Below are 20,455 nucleotides of genomic sequence, written 5' to 3'. Positions count from 1 at the left end.
CAGGTGAACCGTTTCTTTTCTCCTTTTTTGGGGCATTTTATTTTACAACTTACCACGGTAAATAGCATTTTAAATCCCAAATAGCAGCATTAGCCGCCCCGATGCAGAACATTGGAGTACAATGCCCACTATTCCGCACGGCAGCTTCGTTTTAGTATATCTCTTTTTTACTATATTTTATATTGAGCTATCTTCATGGTTTCCCTTGATAAGAGTATCAGCGCAAATATCCCAATAGGTGCTTGAGAGAGCCGCCGGAATTTTCTATAATCACGGTCTAGCAAAGGAATATGGAATGAGTAAAAAGCACAGGACAGATACAGAGAAAGACGATAAAGATAATATATTTGACACTGGTGCATCAGTAAGTGATACGGCAGCGGATGCAGCTGATTCTATAGGTACCGGCATCTATGCTGCTGCCGAAGGCGATAAGGATACAGATATGGAAGCGCCGGAAGCTGCATTTGACTACCGCAAAAAATACGAGAACACCCCGCTTGTGGTGATAGCAGGTCGTCCTAATGTGGGCAAGTCTACCCTGTTTAACCGGTTTTTGCGGAAGCGCCGTGCCATTACCGATCCTACACCGGGTGTAACCCGTGATCCTATCGAGGCACAGGCAATTATCAACGGAATGCCGGTACGGCTGATGGACACCGGCGGTTTTAAGCTGACCCGCAGCGGCGATAAAAAAGACGACCTGATGGATGAGCTTGTTGTAGAAAAAACACAGGACGCGCTCCGCCGTGCCGATAAAATTCTTCTATTATTAGAAGCCTCTGCTCCCACTGCGGAAGACGAAGAATTTATCCGCTTTCTGCGTCCTTATTGGAATAAACTCATCACTGCCGTGAATAAAACGGAAGGCGGGCGCGGTGAAGCGGAAGCCTATAATTATTTGAGCTTCGGCTTCCCGACACTCCTGTGTATCAGCGCCGAACACGGAGACAATATCACCCCGCTTGCAGAAGAGATAACCAGGGGCTTGGACTTTTCGCGTGTATGTGAAGCGCCTGCCGACACGGCTATCCGCATCGCACTCATCGGCAAGCCGAACACCGGCAAGTCAACACTCAGTAACTACCTCACCAAGACCTCCGCATCAATTGTTTCGGAGATTGCCGGTACAACGCGGGATGTGGTGGAAGGCGAGTTTTTCTATAAAGGCAGACAGTTTATCATTCAGGACACTGCCGGAATCAGGCGCAAAGCAAAGGTAAAAGAGGATATTGAGTATTACTCGGTTGTCCGCGCTATGAAGAGTTTGGAACATGCCGATATTGTATTTCACCTTATTGACGCAGAAGAAGGGTTGACCGAACAGGATAAAAAGATCATTGTGCAGGCAACCAAGCGGGGGCTAGGCGTTATCTTTGTGCTGAATAAATGGGATTTGGTAAAAGGCGAGAAAAAATTCCGTGATGCGGAACAGTATATCAAAATTATGTTTGGAAAGATGGAATATGCGCCGATTGTTCCCGTGTCTGCACAAAAAGGCAGCGGCATTTCTGACCTGCTCAATACTGCATTGGAGTTGTTCGAGCAGCTGACAAAAAAGATAGAAACTTCTGCACTCAATCTAGCACTCAAAGACTGGCTCCAAGCAGTCCCCCCTCCACATGGGCAACGCAATTCGTTTACGCTTAAATATATGGTGCAAACATCCGCGCGTCCGGTTGAGTTTTTAGTCTTTGCCAATAAACCCGACCTTGTTTCAGAATCCTATCTACGGTACATTACAAACCGGATACGGAAAGACCTCGGCTTTAGTTCGATTCCCTTTCTAATACGGGTAAAGGGCAGCCGGGTAAAATGGGAAGAGCGGGTAAAACCGTGACAGGCTTTTCCATCGGCGAAGTTGAAAAGATAACCGGCATTAGGGCTCATGTCCTCCGCTATTGGGAGCAAGAACAGCCGTTTTTGCGTCCGCAAAAGGATACACAGGGGCGGCGGCTGTACACCGATCATCACCTTGATTTAATCTTTCGTATGAAGTATCTGGTTGAGGTGCGGAAATTTACCGTGGAAGGGGCAGGACAGCAGCTGCTTACCGATCTCTCCGGCAAGGGGGGCAGCAGGCGTATTACCGAACTGTCTCATATCCGTAGTGACCTGCTCAATGTGTACCGGCTCCTGCAGGAAAATAAAAATGCGTTTAAAGCAGCTTCTGAAGCCTGATCTCTACATTGGAACCTCGACCAAGATTGACTCTGTATGGGAGATTTCACTCAATATACCTGACGATTTCGTTGGGACACAGTACTCAATGTTTTGCACCGTGTGTGCGATCCGGCACGGATGCCATCGTTAAGAAATGTACGTCCATGTAACATTTCTTAAGTGCGAGTTTTTCTTGAGAAAACTTGCAGTCAAAAAATATACAAGGATATATATTTTTGACGAGGTGGATGCAGCCGGCTTTAATACCCTTATATTAGGAACCCTAGCATCCACTTCACCCCAGCTATTTGTTTTGTCACGAAAGTTGCTCGCTGTACCTATACGGCGCCGCAACTTTCGCGCCAACTTTGCCTTACACTTCGCGTCTGCAATGGCGCAAATGCAGGTTAAGCGTTAGTTAATGAGTCTTGCTTGCTTTGGGATTCTTCATCAAAGGCGGCTGACCGGTTGCATCCAACGCATCACGCCACAAAGACCCATCCGGCTCAACATAATTCCTGTTACGTACAACCACATCTATCGGTAAATGGACGAATTTATTATACATTAATCCAACAATCAGCTTTGTTTTTCCCGCCATTGCCGCATGGACAGCATTATTTCCAAGCCGTTCACAGTAAATAGAGTCAACCGGAGCCGCAGGGGCAGACCGTATCTGATAACTGGGATCGATATACTTCAAATTGATATGGATATTTTTCGACTTAAAGTATTTATCAATCTGTTCCTTTAAAAACACCCCGATATCGGAGAGCCGTTTATTGCCGGAATCATCAGTTTCGTTTTTACTTTGCAGTAAGTCCTGTCCCGCGCCTTCTGCAACAACGATAACGCTGTAGTGGTTTTGCGTTAAACGGTCTTCCAAGTGTTTGAGAAACCCGTTTTCTCCTTCCAAGTCGAAAGGAATTTCAGGAATCATAACAAAATCAACCTCGTGGCTGGCAATCGCTGTATGTGTTGCAATAAAGCCCGACTCCCTTCCCATCAATTTAACCAAACCGATACCGTTAATCTGCGATTGGGCTTCCATACGGGCTGCAGCAACAGCTTCCGATGCTTTTACAACGGCGGTATCAAAACCGAAAGATTTTTGGATAAAAGAAAGATCATTATCAACTGTTTTGGGTATACCAACCACAGAAATGCAGAGATTCCGCCGTTCAATCTCTTTTGCAATTTCCAAAGCCCCCTTCTGTGTACCGTCGCCGCCGACCACAAAGAGAATATTCAAATTCAAGCGTTCAATCCCGTCAACAATTTCTACTACACGGGTACCGCCGCCGCGGGATGTTCCAAGAATGGTACCCCCTGTTTTATGGCATGCATCTACAACGGACGGGTTCAACGGCAGTACATCAAAGTGATAGTCAGGCAGCAGCCCCTTAAAGCCGAACCGGATTCCGCTAATCCGTTTAACACCGTAGCGCCCCCACAAACAGCGTACAACAGCACGGATAACATCGTTCAGTCCGGGGCACAAACCTCCGCAAGTGATAATCCCTGCATGAACATGACTCGGATTAAAGAATATCTTTTCCCGCGGACCAGCTTTTTCTATAAGCTGCTCCCGTTTTAATGGTCCGGACTCCTCACCGATTTTCCCTTCCAGCTGGAAACGGATAAAATCCTCATTGGTAACATAGTTTGCAATACTGTCCCCAATAACATTTGAAAGATGGATAGGAGAAGGTATTTTGCAGTCCCCAAGTGTTTCAATACTAAAATTAAATTCTTCATTATATTTCATAGCGCACCTCCACAGTCTCTCAGCTCTCAACAGAGATACTATATGCTGAAAACATACCACAAAATTGCCGTACATGTAAGAGAGAAAAAACTTTTTTTGATTGACAGATCGGCAAATTTTCTTCATTATAGGTATATCTATGGCACAGAAGAAAGAATCTTTTTTTACACACATTGTTCAGCTTTTTTTTCCGCATGATGATGCGGAGGCGGTAAAGAAACGGCATCTAAAAGCGCTCGCAAAAGAGATTTCAAAAAATAAATTCAGCAAGTGGTATAAGCCCTCTTCAGAAGAATTGCAGCCGCAAATGGCGCGGTTCTTTTTTGAAGTGTACAAAATTGTGGGACCGGCTCGGGCTTTGCTTGCAAGTGCAGCTTCGTCAAAAGTGTTAAAGACGATTACCGTTGAACAAAACTTATCGAAACAGCAGCATCAGATAAGGGAAAAACTGACTCCTGAAGCACTGCAAGAACGGGCTCAGAAAACCGACCCGAAAGAACTGGGCAAACAAGTGCGTAAAGAGCTTTCTGCATTTATACAGGGCTTTGACGGGAAAAAGGTAGAAGAGATTGACCTTCTTTATCAGCAGCTCAATGAATTTATCCATTTTGTTCTCTTTGACTACTATTTTTTCTTAAAAAAATTCGATCCTGCACTGCCTGAAGATAAATACACGTATACGCCGAACTTTGCCGTTGTAAACGGGGAATACTTGAAAGATGGGCTCAAAGATTTTATTACGGTGCTCTATGCGCTTTCGCTTGATACAAATTGGGAAAAACTATTTGCAGTGATTACAGCCTATAAAAATGTGCAGCCGGTGAATGCAGCACAGTGGAAAAAGCAGCTATCGATACTCAACGAGGTTCGTAAATCAAGTATTTTAGAAAAAATCATACGGCATTTAACCAAAAATCCCAGCTATGCAGTTGAAAGCAGCCCTTTCACGGAAAAGGTAACGGATGAATACCTTAAACAGATAGAAAAATCGATAGATGATACACTGAAAAAGCTGATTACCGAGCAGAAAAATTCGCAGGTAGCAGTGTTAGCGCAGCGGGTATTCGGTAATGAGGTGGCATCAGGTACAAAATATTACCATCCGCGTTCCAATGCTGCATTTGAAAAGCGAGGGGTTGACGGCTATATCTATGCCGATGGGATGAATTATCTCAAGTCCTTCCTCGTTGACTACTTTAAAAGCGATATTCGTGCTCTTTCGGACTTAATTCTGGTGCGCGGACAATGGACACAGCAGGTGTTGTCTGCAGAATATTCCGAAAGCTATCACAATTTAATGCACTTAGCAACCAAGATTCTGGAATTTGATGAAAAACTGTCCGAAGTGTCTGAGATGGGGGTCAAGTTTAGGACACTCTTGTCGCGTATGGAACGAGAAAAAGAGGCAGGAAAGCATGTGCAAAAGCATTTACACGATGTCAACGAAGCAGCGCTCAAGTTGTTAAAGGTTTCTATCAAAAATATTATGACCCTTGGGAATGCGATTAAAAACTGTATTGCCGACTACGATAAGCCTCACCGTGAGCTATTGCAGAACTGGAAAGAGATTGAACAGCACTCCGACAAGCCGGTGAGGGAATGGATGAATGCTGTCTATACCAAGATTTATAATTTTATTGTGCTTGAGCAGGTTGTGCTGAAAAAAGAAGAATAGTCTTGTTTGATACCTTCTTGTCAAAAAGGGCACCGAGCGTAAAATTGCACAGATAGCACGATTTTAAGCATCGTATTTCAAGGAAGCCTGTTCAGAAGCAAAAATTTCAGAATAGGCTTAACTAAAACGCAACGCGCAAAAGGCTGTAATGGAAAAACTCTTTGATTCTGTAAAAGAACTTGATAAGCGGGCTGAGGACAGTTTCAATCTAAAGAATGGTGTGCTGATGGAGCAAGCAGCACGCGGAATGGCAGAATATATCCGCAGGTATTGTATAGATTCTGCAACACTGCAGAACCGCAGCAAGCCCTCAACACTGCAGCAGCACACTACCCCCTCAACAAAGCCTTGTGTGCAAATAGCCTGCGGCTCCGGCGATAACGGAGGAGACGGCTTTGCGCTTGCCCGAATGCTTGGCGATTTTTGTAGAGTCAGAACGGTAGTAGTTTTTGAGCCGAAGTCTCCTTTATGTAAGCTGCAGCGTGAACGGCTGGAGCTGCTTGGCATACTGGTTTATACCGATCTTATTGATCACTGTGATGTGCTGGTTGATGCCGTTTTCGGCACCGGTATACATGGACTGCTTGATGAACACACCTGTGCCGTACTTGGGCAGCTGAATGCCGTAGATGGGTATAAGATTGCATGCGATATTCCCAGCGGACTCAATGCTGCCGGTATACCTTCTCCCGTTGCCTTCCGGGCTGACACTACCTGTACCATGGGCGCTCTCAAAACAGCCCTCTACGCCGATTCTGCAAAAGATTATACCGGTACCATACAGCTGCTCGGACTCGGTCTTCCGCGAACTTCCTATGAAGGAGAGACTAACACTTTTTTGTTATCAGCGGATGATATGTGTTTGCCTCACCGCTCCCTGCAAAACACTCACAAGATGAGCTACGGACATGGAGTATTCTTGTGCGGGGAAAAAGCAGGGGCGTGTATGTTGGCAGCATCGGCAGCGCTTCATTTCGGTATAGGGCTGGTTACCATTCTCGGTACGCCGCAGCCGAACGCTTTGCCCGATTTTATGTACAGTACCGGACTTCCCGATACTTTTTCCGCACTCATGGTTGGTTCAGGGCTGGGGAGAAGCAAAACCGCACAGCTGCCGGCACTTCATTTGCTTGCTGATGAACAGGTAGAAGAACGCCCGCTGATTCTGGATGCCGATATTCTCCATAGTAGAGCCATCATGTCAGTATTGCCTGACTGTAAGCTGCCCATTCTTACCCCCCATCCTAAAGAGTTTCAGAGCCTGCTTGCAAATAGCAGGTTGGCGCAGGTCAGTGTTGCAGAAATTCAACAAGACCGGTTTGGCTACTTACGGCTGTTTTGTACGGCATTTCCTCATGCCATTGTGGTGCTTAAAGGAGCCTACCCATTGATCGGTTACGGAAAACAGATATTTGTCAACCCGCTTGGAACCAATGCCCTTGCAAAAGCAGGCACGGGAGATGTATTGAGCGGGATGATCACCGCCTTAGCAGCCCAAGGCTACCCGCCGCTCAAAGCAGCCTACACGGCAAGTCTTGCTCATGCACAGGCAGCACGTCTGTTACACACCGATTACGGCTTAACAGCAAGTGCGCTTGCGGCTTCTCTCCCTGATCTGTGCCGTATAAGCGAAGAAATCAACAACTCCGATGCAAGCGTTGGGGTATTAAACCATCCGCACGAATAATGTGATAAAACAATCATATCAAAAGAGTCTGATGATCTAAACTGACTATCAGAATTATCCTATTTACAACACTGAGTCGACGATTTTGTTAACTATAGTATATAATGCGGACAGTTTCCCATAAAGGTAGTACACAATGAAAAAGGCAACTTCTATTCGGTTTAGGTTATTGCGGGCAATTACTATAACAATCATTTCGATTATCAGCTTTATTAGCGCAGTTGTCGGTTATGAGTTGTATAAGAAAAACACAGCACAATTTAGTGAATTTACTGCTCAACAGTTTTTTAATATTGAAAAATCAATCAACTTCCTTATTCAAAAGGGAGAAAATGTTATTACTATGCTTGCTATGCATCCTGCAGTGCTGGGAGTCGATGAAACGATTTACAATTATACCATAGAAGCGCAAAAATCCGGAAAAGTATATACGCATACCGGAAAAGCAGAACAGGAAATGGTAACACTCTTTAAAGCTATAGAAGAAAGCTTCCCCGAATTTCAAGATATTTATATGGGAACCCGCTGGGGCGGCATAGCAACGTCATGGACAGGAGAAGACGAGCTAGGGTACGACCCTCGTCAAAGATCGTGGTATAAACAGGCTGTAGCAGCAAACGGAGATATAGTTATCACACCGGTATATATAGCCACAGACGGAACTCCTGTTGTTGCATTGGCTAAAGCAGTAAAAGACAATAGCGGTACAGTGTTAGGGTGCGTCGGCGTGGATATAAATTTGACGGATTTAGCATCATTCATCAGTAGTAGTCAAATAGGAGAGACAGGCTATTGTATGCTCGTACAGGACGACGGGATGATTTTAGCAGATGCTAAACATAGCACATTCAATTCTAAGCACCTCACCGATGCTGATGCAGCATTTTCAGAAATCGCTCAAAAAAAAGAAGGAGCAATTTCTATTACCCTGGATGGAAAAAACAGAAAAGCCTATATTTTCCCGCTCCCCAAATTGGGATGGAAACTCGTTATTTTGGTAGAACAAGGCGAAATCCTCTCGCTGTTTTATGCACTCGTAAGGATTATGGTGCTCATCGGGTTATTGATGTTTGTTATATATTTTACCTTGGCATTTATCGCTGCCCGTGCACTCAAACGGTATTTTGCCCGGCTTGAAACTCTGTTCGGAAAAATTGCCGCAGGCGATCTCACCGACCGCGTCATAATAAAACGTCAGGATGAAATCGGCAGGCTTATGACTCACTTAAATATGGCAACGGAACATAGCCACACTATGCTGCTTGCCCTAAAAGAAGAGTCTGATAAAATGACGGCAATCGGTTCCGATTTATCAAGCACTATGGAAGAAACAGCTGCCGCTGTCAAAGAAATAACCAACAATACCGAGGCTGTTAAGGAAAAAGCGCTCATGCAAGCAGCCGGTGTAACGGAAACCGCTGCAACAACCGAGCAAATTCAAGAAAAATTAAATCTTCTTGTTGAAGGTATCTCAACACAATCTGAAAATATTCGCCAGTCTTCAACGTTAATAACCAACACCGCAGAAAATATGCTTCGCGTTAATAAAATACTTTCCCAAAATGATACGCTGATTAAAACCGCATACGGTCAGATGAAAGCGGGAACAGACGGAGCGCGGGCGGCAAATGAGTTTATCACGCGGATTGCTGAAAAATCAGAAGCGCTGCTTGAAGCAAGTCAAGTTATTCAGAATATAGCCAGTCAAACAAACCTTTTGGCGATGAATGCTGCGATTGAAGCGGCTCATGCGGGGGAGTCAGGAAAAGGTTTTGCTGTTGTTGCCGATGAAATTAGAAAACTTGCTGAAGAGTCCAATATGCAGGGAAAGCAGATAGGAGCGGTTATCAAAGAATCGACGGAAATTATCGCACAAGTTTCCGAGGCTGGCATACAAGCTGAAAAGACCTTTATAGATGTATATGATCTTATCAGTCAAATTTCCTCAAAAGAAGATTCTATTGTGGATTTGATGCATGAACAAGAAGAAAACGGAACGCACGTTTTGTCGGCTATTGAGACTATCAATAAAGTAACGAAAGAGGTCAGCTCCGCTTCTGTAGAGATGCTTGAGGGGGAAAGCAGATTGTTACCGAAATGCAAAAACTGGCACAAATCACACGGGAAACAACAGACAATATGACGGAAATAGCCTCTGGAGCGGAGCAAATAACGAATGCGATAGAAGATGTTGTTTCGATTACAGTGGAAAATAAAGCGAGTGTTATGAAGTTGGCACAGGAAGTTAATAAGTTCAAAATCTAATCTTTTGAAAATAGGTGATGCCTCTGCGTTGTCGCTTAACAAAAAACAGTCCTCGACGTACAGCAAGTACGTCTGTGGGTGTTTTTTGTACGCTCCTAGCATCTTGCATCACCTATTTTCAAAAGCGCTGACTGTAAGGGACTTCCTTTCGTTGCGGCGCACAAATTAATTCTTGCGGCTGCTGAAATAAATACTCGACGTAGCAGAACCGCCATGGAGGGAGGGGGACAGGCACGAGATTTGCATCAATTCTTGTAATGCCGTTTTTTCAGCCCAAGGATATTTTACCATCATAGCTACTATTGTTTTACATTATTCATAGTAAGGAAGCCCTGGTATATGTCAACACTTACATTGACTTTTTTTTCCCTTATAAAGTATACTTATTAGTAATTTTAGGATATATGGAATAACACAGCCTTTATATACGAGGGTTCATGCACACATGCCGTGTTGAGGTTGTTAATTTTAGAAACGGAGGAAGAACATGAAAAAGAGCCTCATACCTTTTTTTATCCTGATAAGCAGTCTATTTATTTCCTGTAATCAGGCAGCCTTTGAGCAATTTCCGGCACAGCAAGGCTATGGTACCGTGATTATCGGAATTGCCGGGAACAGCGTAAACCGTGCGGTTGATTCGGATGGTTTACCGATTTTCAGCAGTAGCGCAATGACCATAAAGGTTACAAAGGATGATGGAACATCTATTACGGAAAAACACTTTGCCGAAAGCGACACCAAGTCCCTTTCTTTAACCTTGCCGATCGGTGAAAAAATCGTCGTAAAGATTAGCGTCGACACCGTTTCAGCTCGATGGTCGGGAGAAAAACGGCACGAGGTTACTTCCGGCACCAATACCGTCAGTGTTAAGCTTAAAAAAGCCGCCGTTGTTTTAAACAGCCTGCTATTCGGTACTGATAAGCCCCATACAAGCAATGTAAAGGATTACACATTGACGTTAAAAATAGGTTCAAATGAAGTAAAAAAAGAGCACATTAAATATCATAACCTTTGCCGCGACAATAAAGGTAGAACCTATCTTGCATATCAAGAAAGCAGCAATAGTATACTAGAACGTTACACGAGCGAAGGTGATAAAGAAAGTAAAACCTTTACCCTGCCGGAAAACTGTCATAGACCGGCGCTTGCAAGCGATCATGCAACAGGTAAAGTCTACCTTGCTGCAGAAACTTCCAGCGGTGCCAGCGGGAATATGCATCTTTATAGAATAAACGAAGACGGCTCATATACCGAATTGACAGGAAGTTCTATCGGCTATATAGAAAGTTATGCCGTATATGATAATGTACTTATCGCTCTGTTAAGAGCATCTGTACATGAAAACAGGGAATTGAAAATATACCGCATAAACGGAGATCAACGTTCCGAAATTACACTTTCCGCTCAGCCCAATTTACGCAAAGATACAAGGATTACATTAGACACTCCAGACCACTATGTACCCGGTGAGATAAAAGACTTCTATATGACTAAAGATGCCCTGTATTTGCTTTTTTCCGCTTTTGACAATCAGAGCGGCAAGTATTACTCCTTAGGCGGTATTGTCAAATACTCATATTCGGCTGACAGTACAACGGTTACAATAACTAATCCTATCCGCATCGGCATTAAAGATGCCCATACTCCTGATGGAAACGGTATTTACCAGACCGAAAAAAGCAACTTTTACGGTCCCGTCAAGGTAACCGGCTTTGATGAAGAAAACCTCTACATAGCCGATGACGGCATAAAGTTCGAGTATCAAAAAGGAAAGCCCCGTATTACCGCAAACAAAAACCGCATTGCAACGCTTAATAAAGGAACCAATGCGCTTACCTTTGATGATGCCCCAAGCGGGATTACTTGGATGAGTGAAAATCCTGTATGGACAGGTGTAAGTACAAAGACCATCGTCTGGAAAAAGAATAGTGCTGGTTATGGTTTTGACTATTATCAAATAACTCAGGCTGCGGATACGCTTCCGTCAGCGGCTTTTGGATTAGGAGGCAGTTATACTACTGTAGGAACTGATCACAAATTTACCGATGTGTTTTGCTTTGACGAAGCTGGAAACCTCTACATAGTACGATATAGAACCGGACGCTACTGTATATGCCGCTTTGAGCTGAAAGATGACGGCAGTTACGACCAAGAACCTTCTATTATGACTAATGATCTGTCTCTGTCTGATTCCCCGATCGCCATTGCCATTGACATATCGGGCAGTGTGAAAAAGGACGGTCAAGCGGTAAACGCTTTGTATTATAGCTATGACGGCAGTAATAAATCATATATCAAACGGTTTACATGGGCGAAGAATGCTGCATTTTCTACTGCTGCGGAGGATAATAGTTTCGCCGGCAGCAGCGGCGTCCTTGAAGGTCCTCAAGATACTCTCCCCCCTACACAAACGAAAACACGCTTTACCGCCCTTGCAGCCGATAAAAACGGCTTCTTTGTTGCTCTAAAAACAGAGCCCGATACTTCGGGGTATACTGTTAAAGTGCAAAAATATACGCATGTCGACGGCAGCGCAGCCGGCGGAGCAATTCCTGTTCTCAAAGAGGTAACCAACGCTTCAACTTGGTCAAGACCGGGAAATTTAACCGCTCTGCATATACAAGAAGGTCTTTTATACGGTCTAACGGCAGTGCAGTACCGCTATGAATACGACAATACTTATACATATTACCCAAAAGACTCTATTTCAGGAAAACTCATTAAAATAGGCAGTTCTACAGCCGATTTTTCCGGAAATGCGGTGGTGCTTTACACTACGGAACTGCCGAGGGATAAAATTCATAATCTTACCCCTGAGACCGATACGAAAAGGAAAGAAGGCGGCAAATTTGCACCTTACCGGTTTATTGCCGTAATGCCGAAAAAACTCATCATTGCCTCTGACGGTTTTTGGGGGTACATTAACAATCTAAGTACTCTGAGTAGTGATGATGTTGAACAATTCCATTTTATATGGGATTTTGGTATAAAGGATGACGGTTCACTTGAAGGCACGCCTCAATCGACAAAAACCGATTCCGCTATTGAGTTTTCAAAAACACTTGCGAGACCTTCCGGTTGCGGTTATGAGTGGAAATAATGCTGCCTCTTATCAGTCTTTCCGTTCCGGTCTACGGAACGGAAGGCTCCCTTCCTGTGCTGCTGGATAGCGTGTTAGCGCAGGCGCCTTTGCCCATCAGCAACGGTGGGCAAAACCGCTCGCTGCGAATATCGCTAAAAAACAGCCTTTTCGGACATTCCCATGTAGCGGATGCAAAGGCGGGGCATCTGCCAGTTGAAGTTATCATCGTAAACGACGGCAGCCCCGCCGGCGGCTCCTTGCCTACAATCCTTAAACCTTATAAAAAGAAATTCAAAGCCGCCGGTATTCCTCTTATTCTTTTGGAACACTCTAAAAATCTCGGACTGGTTGAAGCCCGCCGCACTGCCGTACAAGCCGCCTCCAGCACCTACCTCTGCTTTGCGGATTCCGACGATACCCTTCCGCCGGATGCTCTTTTGCATTTGTACAATGGACTGCTTACCTCAGGCAATGGTTCCCTTGCGGATGCCGCCGATATTATCCACGGTAAGGCGGAGTATAAGACCGACTTTTCCGATGAGGACACCTCGCTTTATAAAGAAGCCTCTCTTGCCGAAATGGAAGAAAAGATAAAAAAGGTTCATACCGGTCTTTTGGAAGGGGCTGAACTTTTAAATTCTTTTTTGCTAAAAAGAGAGCTATCAAGTTTTTTATGGGCAAAGCTCTTCCGTACCGAGGCGGTTAAGGCTGCTTTTGCAGATATTCCTCATACATTTTGCACGATGGGCGAAGACTTTCTGATTTACTTCTTTATCCTGCTCCATGCCCGCTCCTATTTCGGAATAGAAGATATCGTGTATAACTATCATATAGGCACAGGCATAAGCTCCAACCAAGAAATAAAAGACCTCGCCCGTTGGGAAAGGGCTTGCACGGCAGCCTCGGTCTTTGCCGTAATCTTTTCATATCTTGAAGAACGCCCCTTGAGCGCCCCCAATGCCGAAAAGTTGACCGCAGCCCTGCAAAACCGCTGTAAAACAGCCTTGCTTCAAAACCTCCGCCACTTAAAACGCGTTATTCCCTCCCTCCGCGATGAAGCTTACACCCTCCTCTGTGACTACTGGGGAGAGGAGTATGTAAACGCTGCGAAAAAAGCGAGTCTTTTGAGTTGAGCAATGCTATTGTTTTTTCTACTGCAGGAGAAGCGATGCAGCCGCTCATCAAGGCTCTTGTCATACTATCTTGTTGATGATACTATCAGGATATTAAGGAGAGTACTTTTCAACTATAAAAGTCGGCTCTTCAAACCTTGCGCATAAGGACAAAACTATGAGTACAATACCGGTAATAAGAACCCGGGAAGAAATTCTCGTTGATATTATGCAAACAACTTCCCGCCTGTACAGTATTCGTGATAAAGATATCCTTTTGGAAAGAATATTGACAGAAGCCCGCCAGGCATTGATTGCCGATGCAGGATCTATTTATCTTATTGAAGGCAATACGCTTGTTATTCATAATGCCCAAAATGAAACGCTCCAGCGGCGATTACAACCGGGAGAAAAGCTGCCCTTTAGGATGTTTGCATTCCCCATTGACGAAAAAACTATTGCCGGTTCAGCAGCTCTTACTAAAAAACTGATTAACGAACCTGATGTTTATGCCATTTCTCCCGATAAAAGTTATAAATTCGGCAACGGTAGCGATATTGCAACAGGCTATAAAACCGTTTCTACATTAACGATGCCGCTTATTGCTATTTCCGGCGAGGTTCTCGGTGTGGTACAAATGATCAATGCCCTTGATGTACATGGACGTATCCGCGCCTTTACCACTGATGATGAAATGTTCTTGTCTCTTTTCGCTGCAAATGCTGCAACTACATTGATGCATGCGTCCTTAACCCGTGAAATGATCCTCCGTATGGTGCACATGGCTGAGCTGCATGATCCTCGTGAAACGGGGCTACACGTACACAGGGTTGCAAACTACGCAGTGGAAATTTATGACCGTTGGGCATTTGACCATAATGTACATCGCCATGAGCGGGAAAAATTCCGTGATGCACTTAAAATTGCCGCAATGCTCCATGATGTCGGTAAGATCGGTATTTCAGATAGCATTCTCAAAAAGCCGGGAAAACTGACCCCCGAAGAGTATCAAATTATGCAAACGCATACATGGCGCGGCGCTAATCTTTTCCAGTCCGGCAATACCGTAGTAGATACCCTCTCACAGGATATTGCACTACGTCACCACGAAAATTGGGACGGAAGCGGCTATCCGGGACATATCGATACTGCTACAGGAGAAATTCTTCAATATAACGACGCGCATACAGGAGCAAAAGGGCTTGCCGGTAATGAAATTCCATTAGGAGCGCGTATTACGGCACTTGCTGATGTGTATGATGCACTTTCGTGTAAGCGTGTTTATAAAGAAGCATGGACAGATGAGAATGTACAAGAAGAAATCCGGCGCTTACGGAATATCAAATTCGATCCGGAGGTTACCGACGCTTTTTTTGAAGTACTCCCTCGCCTCAAGTCGATTCACGAGCGCTTTTCAGAACCTTCTGAGTCTCACGGTCAAAAGAGCAAGCAAACTCCATAATTTCTTTTTTCCCAAATGCCTTTGTCCGTTCAGGCGCAAGACCGTTTGCAGAAAGTTCATACATAAAGTCCCTTAAAGAAAGCCTCTCGTTAATATTTTCTGCTGTATAAACGGTTCCTCTATCATTGAGTACACAGATGTGTTCATCGACAAGCTGCTTGGCAAGAGGAATGTCACGGGTTATTACGATGTCGCCGGGTACTGCATGAGTAAGAATATAGGTATCAGCAGCTTGATCTTCTGCACCGGTTATCAGCGTTTTACAATATGACATTTTAGGAATAGGAATCAGACGATTCGCAACAAACAAGGCTGGTTTCTGCAAACGCTGGGCAGTTTTGCAGATAATTTCTCGAATCCGTACCGGACAGGAATCAGCATCTACAAAAAAAGTCATTTTTATTGCAGTTGCTTCGGGGAAAGTGTATAAATAATAGAGTCGATGTCTTCGATCATTTTCCGTGTTGACTGCTCGATTAATGCTTCCGTTTCACGCTCCGGAACTGCCGTCTGCGGGTTAAGCCGTTCCTTACTGAGTTCATCAGAAAGGAGTATCCCCGCAATAATAGCAATCCTAATCGGCTCATTTACGCCGGATGTCTTTTGGACATCCGCGACAACCTTTGCATAATGACTGTAAATTGATTGTAAATAATCATCGGATTCACCGGCGTCAATAGAAAACGATGCTCCAAGGATATCAATTTGCAGATGCCCTTTTCGATCAAGCATTATTAAAAAATTTCCATCTGGTTAGGATTTTGATTTTCTGAATCAGCAGCTTGTTGTGTTACCGGTGCAGACTCTGCTGTAGACGCTTGTGCTGCATCGGTAATATTCGGCTGGGTATTTGTGTGTGCAGAATCGGAGTCTTCACCGGCAGCATGATTTTCTACAGCTGTTGATGCAGCGGCAGAAGCTGTTATACCTTCGCTTTGGTATACGGTGTCTTCAAATGCACTCAAGTGATTGAGTGCATTGATGATGCCTTCCTCGATCTTTGCTTGATCATTCTTGAAGACAAGCACTATATTCTCTAATTCGTCGATCCGTTTTTGGCGGTCGTGTAATTCAAGTTTTAATAAATCGTTCTCGTCTTTTAACGACTGCATCAGCTCAATAGCTTTAGACACTCTTGATTCAAGCTGTTTTATTTGATCGAGGCTTAACATACTTTAAACTCCTAATGCTTTCTTTGACTGTTCGACAACGCTTTTAAACGCTGCCGGATCTTCAATCGCCATATTCGATAAAGCCTTGCGGTTTAAGGCAATACCGGCTTTTGTTATCCCATTGATGAAACGCGAATAGCTCATGCCTTCCGCACGGACGGCAGCGTTAATTCTGCTAATCCACAAGCGGCGCATATCGCCTTTACGGTCACGGCGCGCTTCAAAGCTATGAGTAAGAGCCTTAACAACAGCATCTTTGGCTGCTTTATAATTTGTACCCCGCCGTCCGCGGAAGCCTTTTGCCAATTTTAAAATCTTTTTACGTCTATGAATCCGGTTATTTGAACATAATGATCTGGGCATTGTATTCTCCTAGCTATAAATAAAAATATTAGTGCGTACCATAGGGAAGCAGCTGCTTTCGTATTTTTTTGCTGTCAACCTCAGCCAAAATACCGCTTTTGCGGAGTTCACGTTTGCGTTTCGGCGACTTCTTAGTCAAAATATGACGCAAGTTCATTTGCTTGTACTTTACTTTCCCATTGCCGGTAAGCTTAAAGCGCTTTGCGGCGGCACTCTTGCTCTTCATTTTAGGCATATTACACCTCGTAAATTATTTTTTAGACTTGGGCGCCAGTGTCATTGACATTGTGCGTCCTTCCATAGTAGGAGATTTTTCAACTATTAAATCTCCGCCGAGTTTTGCCAATACATTGTTTAGTACATCCAACCCCAGCTCAGTATGGGCTAATTCCCGCCCCCGAAAGCGGATTGTTACCTTTACTTTATCGCCGTCATCAAGAAAATCCTGTATATGCCGTGCTTTGAATGATAGATCATGGTCATTTATCTTAGGCTGCATACGTATTTCTTTGAGTACCTGCAGCTTCTGTTTTTTCTTGGAATCACGGAGCTTTTTTTCCAATTCAAAACGATACTTTCCATAATCTAGAATCTTGCAAACGGGAGGATCCGCTTGCGGAGCCACTTCAACGAGGTCAAGATTAACGTCTTGAGCCATCCTGAGCGCTTCTAGGGTGGAAACAATACCCTTTTGCGCCCCCGTATCATCAATTAACCGAACCTCGCGGACACGGATTTGTTCATTAATCCGCAAACCTTTATTCTCCGCCAACTATTCTCCTCCAGTACCTTTTCTCAATGTACAAAAACAATGCTATGCGTGCTTCTTACTTTCTAAAAAGCGGACACTCGATGAATATTTTATAAATTTCGTATTATATTATTTATAAAATATCCGGCATCATTCAGAAAACCTTTTAACTCCATTACAGCGAGAAGTTTTCACAGAGCATAAGTATATCGAATTTTCTTTGAATATGTCAAGGATGCGCCGCGGGATGAAAAGAATTTTTTGAGTACATCTGTAAAGAAAATACCGCTTTCTTATAAGCAAAACTTGTGTGACAAACGGAAAGATTGGCTCGATAAAATATGCAGCGGTTATAATAGACCTATTCGATAACTGCGTTTTCGAATAGGTCGACGAGTTCTAAATCGCGCAAATAGCACGATTTAGAACATCGCATTTCAAGGTAACCTGTTCAGAAACGGAAGTTTCCGAACAGGTTTAATACTCAAAGACCGGATAAAATCCATTTTACGGTTCACTTTTATCGCGATAGCTGCTAGAATACCGCCATGGCTGCATTCGAACGAAAAACAAAGGCTGCACGGATGGCGGAAATCAGGGAAGCTGCAAAAAAAATATTTTTAGAAAAAGGTTTCCGCTATACAACCATGGAAGATGTGGTAAAAAACACCACCCTTTCTAAAGGCGGAGTGTATCAATATTATAAAACAACAAAAGCAATGCTGTTTGATATTATGCAGGACGGCAATTACTTCCGGTATGAAAGGACTGATCATATCATCCATACATTGTCGGGTTCAGCATCCCCAACCGAAATACTCACCCAAGCCTGTATGGCAAAGCTCTTTGATGAATCGCCTGAAAAACGGCTGTATCTGATGTTTTTGTCCGAGATGATCTACGATAAAGACTACGAAAAGCTCCTCCTTACATTGCAGCGGCAGGCATTTGAGTTATTCTTGCAAAATTTTCATTGTCCTCCTGAAGCAAAAGACGAAATTCTCTCATTCCTTGAAGGTGAAGGATATTTTGCTTTACAGATTATTCACGGGATGATGGTGATGCATGAGCTGTTCAGCGATAAAACCATTTTCCTCCGCCATGTAGAAACAATTCACGGCATGATTTTTTCGGCAATACAGCATTTTTTTGATCAACACCCTGCTATACGCTTGAGTGTATAAAAAGCAAGCACACGATTGATGTGTCTACTTTCCGCCTTCGTGAGAAGCGCTACGCTGCTTGTGTTTTTGTTTATGTGCGTACATGTCGCTATCCGCCTGCGTAAAATGCAGGGTAAAATCGGCATCAGCGCGTTCTATAACCGAAAAGCCTACTGAAACGGAAACAGGCCATGGTTTCTTTTGCTGTGCGCATAGTGTTTCTATCTTTTTTACAATTATTTCCGCATCAGATTCAGTACAGTGCGATATAAAAGCAACAAATTCGTCCCCGCCAATGCGGAATAGCGTATTTGATGTGTTTATTGCATTTGTCAGTAGTACAGCGCAGGTTTGAATATACTCATCTCCGGCATTGTGTCCGAACGTGTCGTTTACTTTTTTTAAATCATCTATATCGGCGACGAGCAAAAGGCAGGGTTTTGCAGCATGCTGCATGATCATCTCTTTCCGCAATTCAAAACAGCTTCGATTGAGGCAGCCGCAGAGCGCATCGGTAAACGCATTTTGTTCAATCTTTTGTATCAGGTCACCCAGCATGGCTGCATCATACATAATAACCGTTGTTCCGATGCTTTTATTGTTTTTAGGATTTAATACTGTCTTTTGATAACAAAGGAACACTTTTCCGGTGGTTCTATGCTGAAAGTACAGCGCAGCAGCAGTTTGTTCCCGGGATTGAATAGGAACAAAAAACCGATCGCAAAAAATATCGCTGTATAATGTGTATTGTTTAATCGGTATAGTCAAGGCGGTAAAAAACTGTACGGCATTTGTATTTGCTTCAAGCAACTCATTTTTTGCATTGAAAATAAGCACCGGCTGATTAAAATCTTGAAAGAAATCTTTTTTACCGTGATAGATTCCTTTTTGATCCATATCCCAAGAGGTTAAAAAATAGAGCGCATTGATGTTGAAAAAATGAGCGACGAGCGACAGTAAAAGCACCAGTTCCGTTTGTGCGACAAAGGTACCAATGATGTTCATCCCTACAAAAACAAAGAGGGAGGCTGTTATGGCTATGACTGCTTTGCGGTTTTTTATTCTCGGTGAAAACATCTTGATAAAAAACAAAGTACACGAAAGGAAGATGAGCGCATAACTGTATAAGACATGTACATAAAACCATGGGCCGCGTATAAAGGGTTTAAACTCAATACTAAAAAATTCTAGATCGGGATTTAAATTAATAAAAAAAGCATGCCGGCTTGCCGTAATACTAAGTATACAGGTTATGATGGGAATAACCGCCATCAATCTGCGGTACAGAACCGGAAAATTCGGTACACAATAGGCTTGCGCATAGTAAAACAAAAACAGCGCCGAAAATGCGATGCACGTATAAATAGAACGCATCATAATAAAGCTCAACGGAAGTTCTTTTGTCTGCAGCAGAAAGAAACGTATCAGGTTCCAAAAGCCGAGTGTGGCAGTTAAATACGCAATGGGTTTAAAAACAGGATTTTCATTGCTTTTTTTTAATGAACAAACCGTTATAATAAAAGCGGTCACTGCGTTAAGAATACGAAAAAAATTGAGGACATCCGTCATATTTATATTATTCATTAGATAGAATTATAAGAACGATTTTTTATATTGTCAATCTTTTTTTGCAAGCAAACTCGCTGCTGCATGGAACCACCGCCGTCCGTGTCCGTTCTGAAGATGCAAAAACCGCAGGCGTATCTTTGATACGTTGAGGATTTTCAGCAGCGGCACGGATGCCGCTCGTATTAAACAGTAGCGAGTTTCGGCATCGCCGAAACTCGCTGAC

At 43.7% G+C, this 20,455-nt stretch carries 19 protein-coding genes; 10 read left to right on the top strand and 9 right to left on the bottom strand.

What is annotated here, in order from left to right:
- Window positions 1-445: 445 nt before the first annotated feature.
- Together der and ACTTJ8_RS02355 are read left to right on the top strand one after the other, a co-directional pair.
- Complete coding sequence (gene der / locus ACTTJ8_RS02360) at window positions 446-1,840, top strand: ribosome biogenesis GTPase Der (protein WP_442715343.1); 1,395 nt, start codon at window positions 446-448, stop codon at window positions 1,838-1,840.
- A complete protein-coding gene (locus ACTTJ8_RS02355) occupies window positions 1,816-2,181 on the top strand; it encodes a MerR family transcriptional regulator (protein WP_442715342.1) in 366 nt (121 codons plus the stop codon). Before der ends, ACTTJ8_RS02355 begins: the two co-directional genes overlap by 25 nt.
- A gap of 400 nt (window positions 2,182-2,581) precedes the next feature.
- On the opposite strand, the gene ACTTJ8_RS02350 is transcribed toward ACTTJ8_RS02355, so the two are convergent.
- The gene (locus ACTTJ8_RS02350; protein WP_442719183.1) at window positions 2,582-3,931 is read right to left on the bottom strand and encodes an ATP-dependent 6-phosphofructokinase; all 1,350 of its coding nucleotides are present in this window, start codon (window positions 3,929-3,931) and stop codon (window positions 2,582-2,584) included.
- 139 nt (window positions 3,932-4,070) lie between these two features.
- On the opposite strand from ACTTJ8_RS02350, the gene ACTTJ8_RS02345 reads away from it, so the two are divergent.
- From ACTTJ8_RS02345 to ACTTJ8_RS02330, 4 genes are all read left to right on the top strand, one after another.
- Window positions 4,071-5,606 (top strand): DUF5312 family protein, encoded by a 1,536-nt coding sequence (locus tag ACTTJ8_RS02345; protein ID WP_442715340.1) that lies wholly within the window; start codon window positions 4,071-4,073, stop codon window positions 5,604-5,606.
- A gap of 148 nt (window positions 5,607-5,754) precedes the next feature.
- Window positions 5,755-7,293: an NAD(P)H-hydrate dehydratase gene (locus ACTTJ8_RS02340; protein ID WP_442720206.1), complete on the top strand. Its 1,539-nt coding sequence runs from the start codon at window positions 5,755-5,757 to the stop codon at window positions 7,291-7,293.
- A 136-nt stretch (window positions 7,294-7,429) separates the two neighbouring features.
- Complete coding sequence (locus tag ACTTJ8_RS02335; protein ID WP_442720205.1) at window positions 7,430-9,436, top strand: methyl-accepting chemotaxis protein; 2,007 nt, start codon at window positions 7,430-7,432, stop codon at window positions 9,434-9,436.
- Window positions 9,433-9,558 (top strand): hypothetical protein, encoded by a 126-nt coding sequence (locus tag ACTTJ8_RS02330; protein ID WP_442720204.1) that lies wholly within the window; start codon window positions 9,433-9,435, stop codon window positions 9,556-9,558. Before ACTTJ8_RS02335 ends, ACTTJ8_RS02330 begins: the two co-directional genes overlap by 4 nt.
- Window positions 9,559-9,723: 165 nt before the next feature.
- Here the strand turns inward: ACTTJ8_RS02330 and ACTTJ8_RS02325 are convergent, their stop codons facing one another.
- Window positions 9,724-9,852: a hypothetical protein gene (locus ACTTJ8_RS02325; RefSeq protein WP_442719187.1), complete on the bottom strand. Its 129-nt coding sequence runs from the start codon at window positions 9,850-9,852 to the stop codon at window positions 9,724-9,726.
- Window positions 9,853-10,045: 193 nt separating this feature from the next.
- Between ACTTJ8_RS02325 and ACTTJ8_RS02320 the strand changes: the two genes are divergently transcribed.
- The 3 genes from ACTTJ8_RS02320 (at window position 10,046) to ACTTJ8_RS02310 (ending at window position 15,214) form a co-directional block, all read left to right on the top strand.
- Entirely contained in the window at window positions 10,046-12,658 is a 2,613-nt protein-coding gene (locus tag ACTTJ8_RS02320; RefSeq protein WP_442720203.1) for a hypothetical protein, read from the top strand.
- Complete coding sequence (locus ACTTJ8_RS02315) at window positions 12,658-13,773, top strand: glycosyltransferase family 2 protein (RefSeq protein WP_442720202.1); 1,116 nt, start codon at window positions 12,658-12,660, stop codon at window positions 13,771-13,773. Before ACTTJ8_RS02320 ends, ACTTJ8_RS02315 begins: the two co-directional genes overlap by 1 nt.
- A gap of 157 nt (window positions 13,774-13,930) precedes the next feature.
- Window positions 13,931-15,214 carry a GAF and HD-GYP domain-containing protein gene (locus ACTTJ8_RS02310; protein WP_442720201.1) on the top strand — a complete coding sequence of 428 codons (1,284 nt, stop codon included), beginning with the start codon at window positions 13,931-13,933 and terminating at the stop codon, window positions 15,212-15,214.
- On the opposite strand, the gene ACTTJ8_RS02305 is transcribed toward ACTTJ8_RS02310, so the two are convergent.
- Genes ACTTJ8_RS02305 through infC form a run of 6 tightly spaced genes read right to left on the bottom strand, consistent with a single transcriptional unit; the run spans window position 15,144 to window position 17,521 of the window.
- Window positions 15,144-15,611 carry a YaiI/YqxD family protein gene (locus ACTTJ8_RS02305; RefSeq protein ID WP_442720200.1) on the bottom strand — a complete coding sequence of 156 codons (468 nt, stop codon included), beginning with the start codon at window positions 15,609-15,611 and terminating at the stop codon, window positions 15,144-15,146. The two genes, ACTTJ8_RS02310 and ACTTJ8_RS02305, sit on opposite strands and share 71 nt — an antisense overlap.
- Window positions 15,612-15,613: 2 nt before the next feature.
- Window positions 15,614-15,946: a cell division protein ZapA gene (zapA, locus tag ACTTJ8_RS02300; RefSeq protein ID WP_442715332.1), complete on the bottom strand. Its 333-nt coding sequence runs from the start codon at window positions 15,944-15,946 to the stop codon at window positions 15,614-15,616.
- 2 nt (window positions 15,947-15,948) lie between these two features.
- Complete coding sequence (locus ACTTJ8_RS02295; protein ID WP_442715331.1) at window positions 15,949-16,386, bottom strand: cell division protein ZapB; 438 nt, start codon at window positions 16,384-16,386, stop codon at window positions 15,949-15,951.
- A gap of 3 nt (window positions 16,387-16,389) precedes the next feature.
- Window positions 16,390-16,749: a 50S ribosomal protein L20 gene (gene rplT, locus ACTTJ8_RS02290; RefSeq protein WP_442715330.1), complete on the bottom strand. Its 360-nt coding sequence runs from the start codon at window positions 16,747-16,749 to the stop codon at window positions 16,390-16,392.
- A 28-nt stretch (window positions 16,750-16,777) separates the two neighbouring features.
- A complete protein-coding gene (gene rpmI / locus ACTTJ8_RS02285) occupies window positions 16,778-16,984 on the bottom strand; it encodes a 50S ribosomal protein L35 (RefSeq protein ID WP_442715329.1) in 207 nt (68 codons plus the stop codon).
- Window positions 16,985-16,999: 15 nt separating this feature from the next.
- On the bottom strand, window positions 17,000-17,521 hold the full coding sequence (gene infC, locus ACTTJ8_RS02280) for a translation initiation factor IF-3 (RefSeq protein ID WP_442715328.1): 522 nt from the start codon (window positions 17,519-17,521) through the stop codon (window positions 17,000-17,002).
- A gap of 527 nt (window positions 17,522-18,048) precedes the next feature.
- On the opposite strand from infC, the gene ACTTJ8_RS02275 reads away from it, so the two are divergent.
- Entirely contained in the window at window positions 18,049-18,684 is a 636-nt protein-coding gene (locus ACTTJ8_RS02275; protein WP_442715327.1) for a TetR/AcrR family transcriptional regulator, read from the top strand.
- 24 nt (window positions 18,685-18,708) lie between these two features.
- On the opposite strand, the gene ACTTJ8_RS02270 is transcribed toward ACTTJ8_RS02275, so the two are convergent.
- The gene (locus tag ACTTJ8_RS02270) at window positions 18,709-20,247 is read right to left on the bottom strand and encodes a histidine kinase N-terminal 7TM domain-containing diguanylate cyclase (RefSeq protein ID WP_442720199.1); all 1,539 of its coding nucleotides are present in this window, start codon (window positions 20,245-20,247) and stop codon (window positions 18,709-18,711) included.
- Window positions 20,248-20,455: the final 208 nt, after the last annotated feature.

Source organism: Treponema sp., from assembly GCF_052169735.1.
In the GTDB taxonomy this organism is placed as follows: Bacteria; Spirochaetota; Spirochaetia; order Treponematales; family Treponemataceae; genus Treponema.
This window is presented reverse-complemented; position numbering and strand designations above follow the sequence as displayed.

Bases quoted from the DNA above. Each gene is read 5' to 3' on its own strand.
- ACTTJ8_RS02345 (WP_442715340.1), top strand. From the start codon at position 4,071: ATGGCACAGAAGAAAGAATCTTTTTTTACACACATTGTTCAGCTTTTT.
- ACTTJ8_RS02270 (WP_442720199.1), bottom strand. From the start codon at position 20,247: ATGAATAATATAAATATGACGGATGTCCTCAATTTTTTTCGTATTCTT.
- ACTTJ8_RS02350 (WP_442719183.1), bottom strand. From the start codon at position 3,931: ATGAAATATAATGAAGAATTTAATTTTAGTATTGAAACACTTGGGGAC.
- ACTTJ8_RS02320 (WP_442720203.1), top strand. From the start codon at position 10,046: ATGAAAAAGAGCCTCATACCTTTTTTTATCCTGATAAGCAGTCTATTT.
- rpmI (WP_442715329.1), bottom strand. From the start codon at position 16,984: ATGCCTAAAATGAAGAGCAAGAGTGCCGCCGCAAAGCGCTTTAAGCTT.
- ACTTJ8_RS02355 (WP_442715342.1), top strand. From the start codon at position 1,816: ATGGGAAGAGCGGGTAAAACCGTGACAGGCTTTTCCATCGGCGAAGTT.
- rplT (WP_442715330.1), bottom strand. From the start codon at position 16,749: ATGCCCAGATCATTATGTTCAAATAACCGGATTCATAGACGTAAAAAG.
- ACTTJ8_RS02275 (WP_442715327.1), top strand. From the start codon at position 18,049: ATGGCTGCATTCGAACGAAAAACAAAGGCTGCACGGATGGCGGAAATC.
- zapA (WP_442715332.1), bottom strand. From the start codon at position 15,946: ATGCTTGATCGAAAAGGGCATCTGCAAATTGATATCCTTGGAGCATCG.
- ACTTJ8_RS02315 (WP_442720202.1), top strand. From the start codon at position 12,658: ATGCTGCCTCTTATCAGTCTTTCCGTTCCGGTCTACGGAACGGAAGGC.
- ACTTJ8_RS02295 (WP_442715331.1), bottom strand. From the start codon at position 16,386: ATGTTAAGCCTCGATCAAATAAAACAGCTTGAATCAAGAGTGTCTAAA.
- der (WP_442715343.1), top strand. From the start codon at position 446: ATGGAAGCGCCGGAAGCTGCATTTGACTACCGCAAAAAATACGAGAAC.
- ACTTJ8_RS02310 (WP_442720201.1), top strand. From the start codon at position 13,931: ATGAGTACAATACCGGTAATAAGAACCCGGGAAGAAATTCTCGTTGAT.
- ACTTJ8_RS02325 (WP_442719187.1), bottom strand. From the start codon at position 9,852: ATGATGGTAAAATATCCTTGGGCTGAAAAAACGGCATTACAAGAATTG.
- ACTTJ8_RS02340 (WP_442720206.1), top strand. From the start codon at position 5,755: ATGGAAAAACTCTTTGATTCTGTAAAAGAACTTGATAAGCGGGCTGAG.
- ACTTJ8_RS02335 (WP_442720205.1), top strand. From the start codon at position 7,430: ATGAAAAAGGCAACTTCTATTCGGTTTAGGTTATTGCGGGCAATTACT.
- ACTTJ8_RS02330 (WP_442720204.1), top strand. From the start codon at position 9,433: ATGACGGAAATAGCCTCTGGAGCGGAGCAAATAACGAATGCGATAGAA.
- ACTTJ8_RS02305 (WP_442720200.1), bottom strand. From the start codon at position 15,611: ATGACTTTTTTTGTAGATGCTGATTCCTGTCCGGTACGGATTCGAGAA.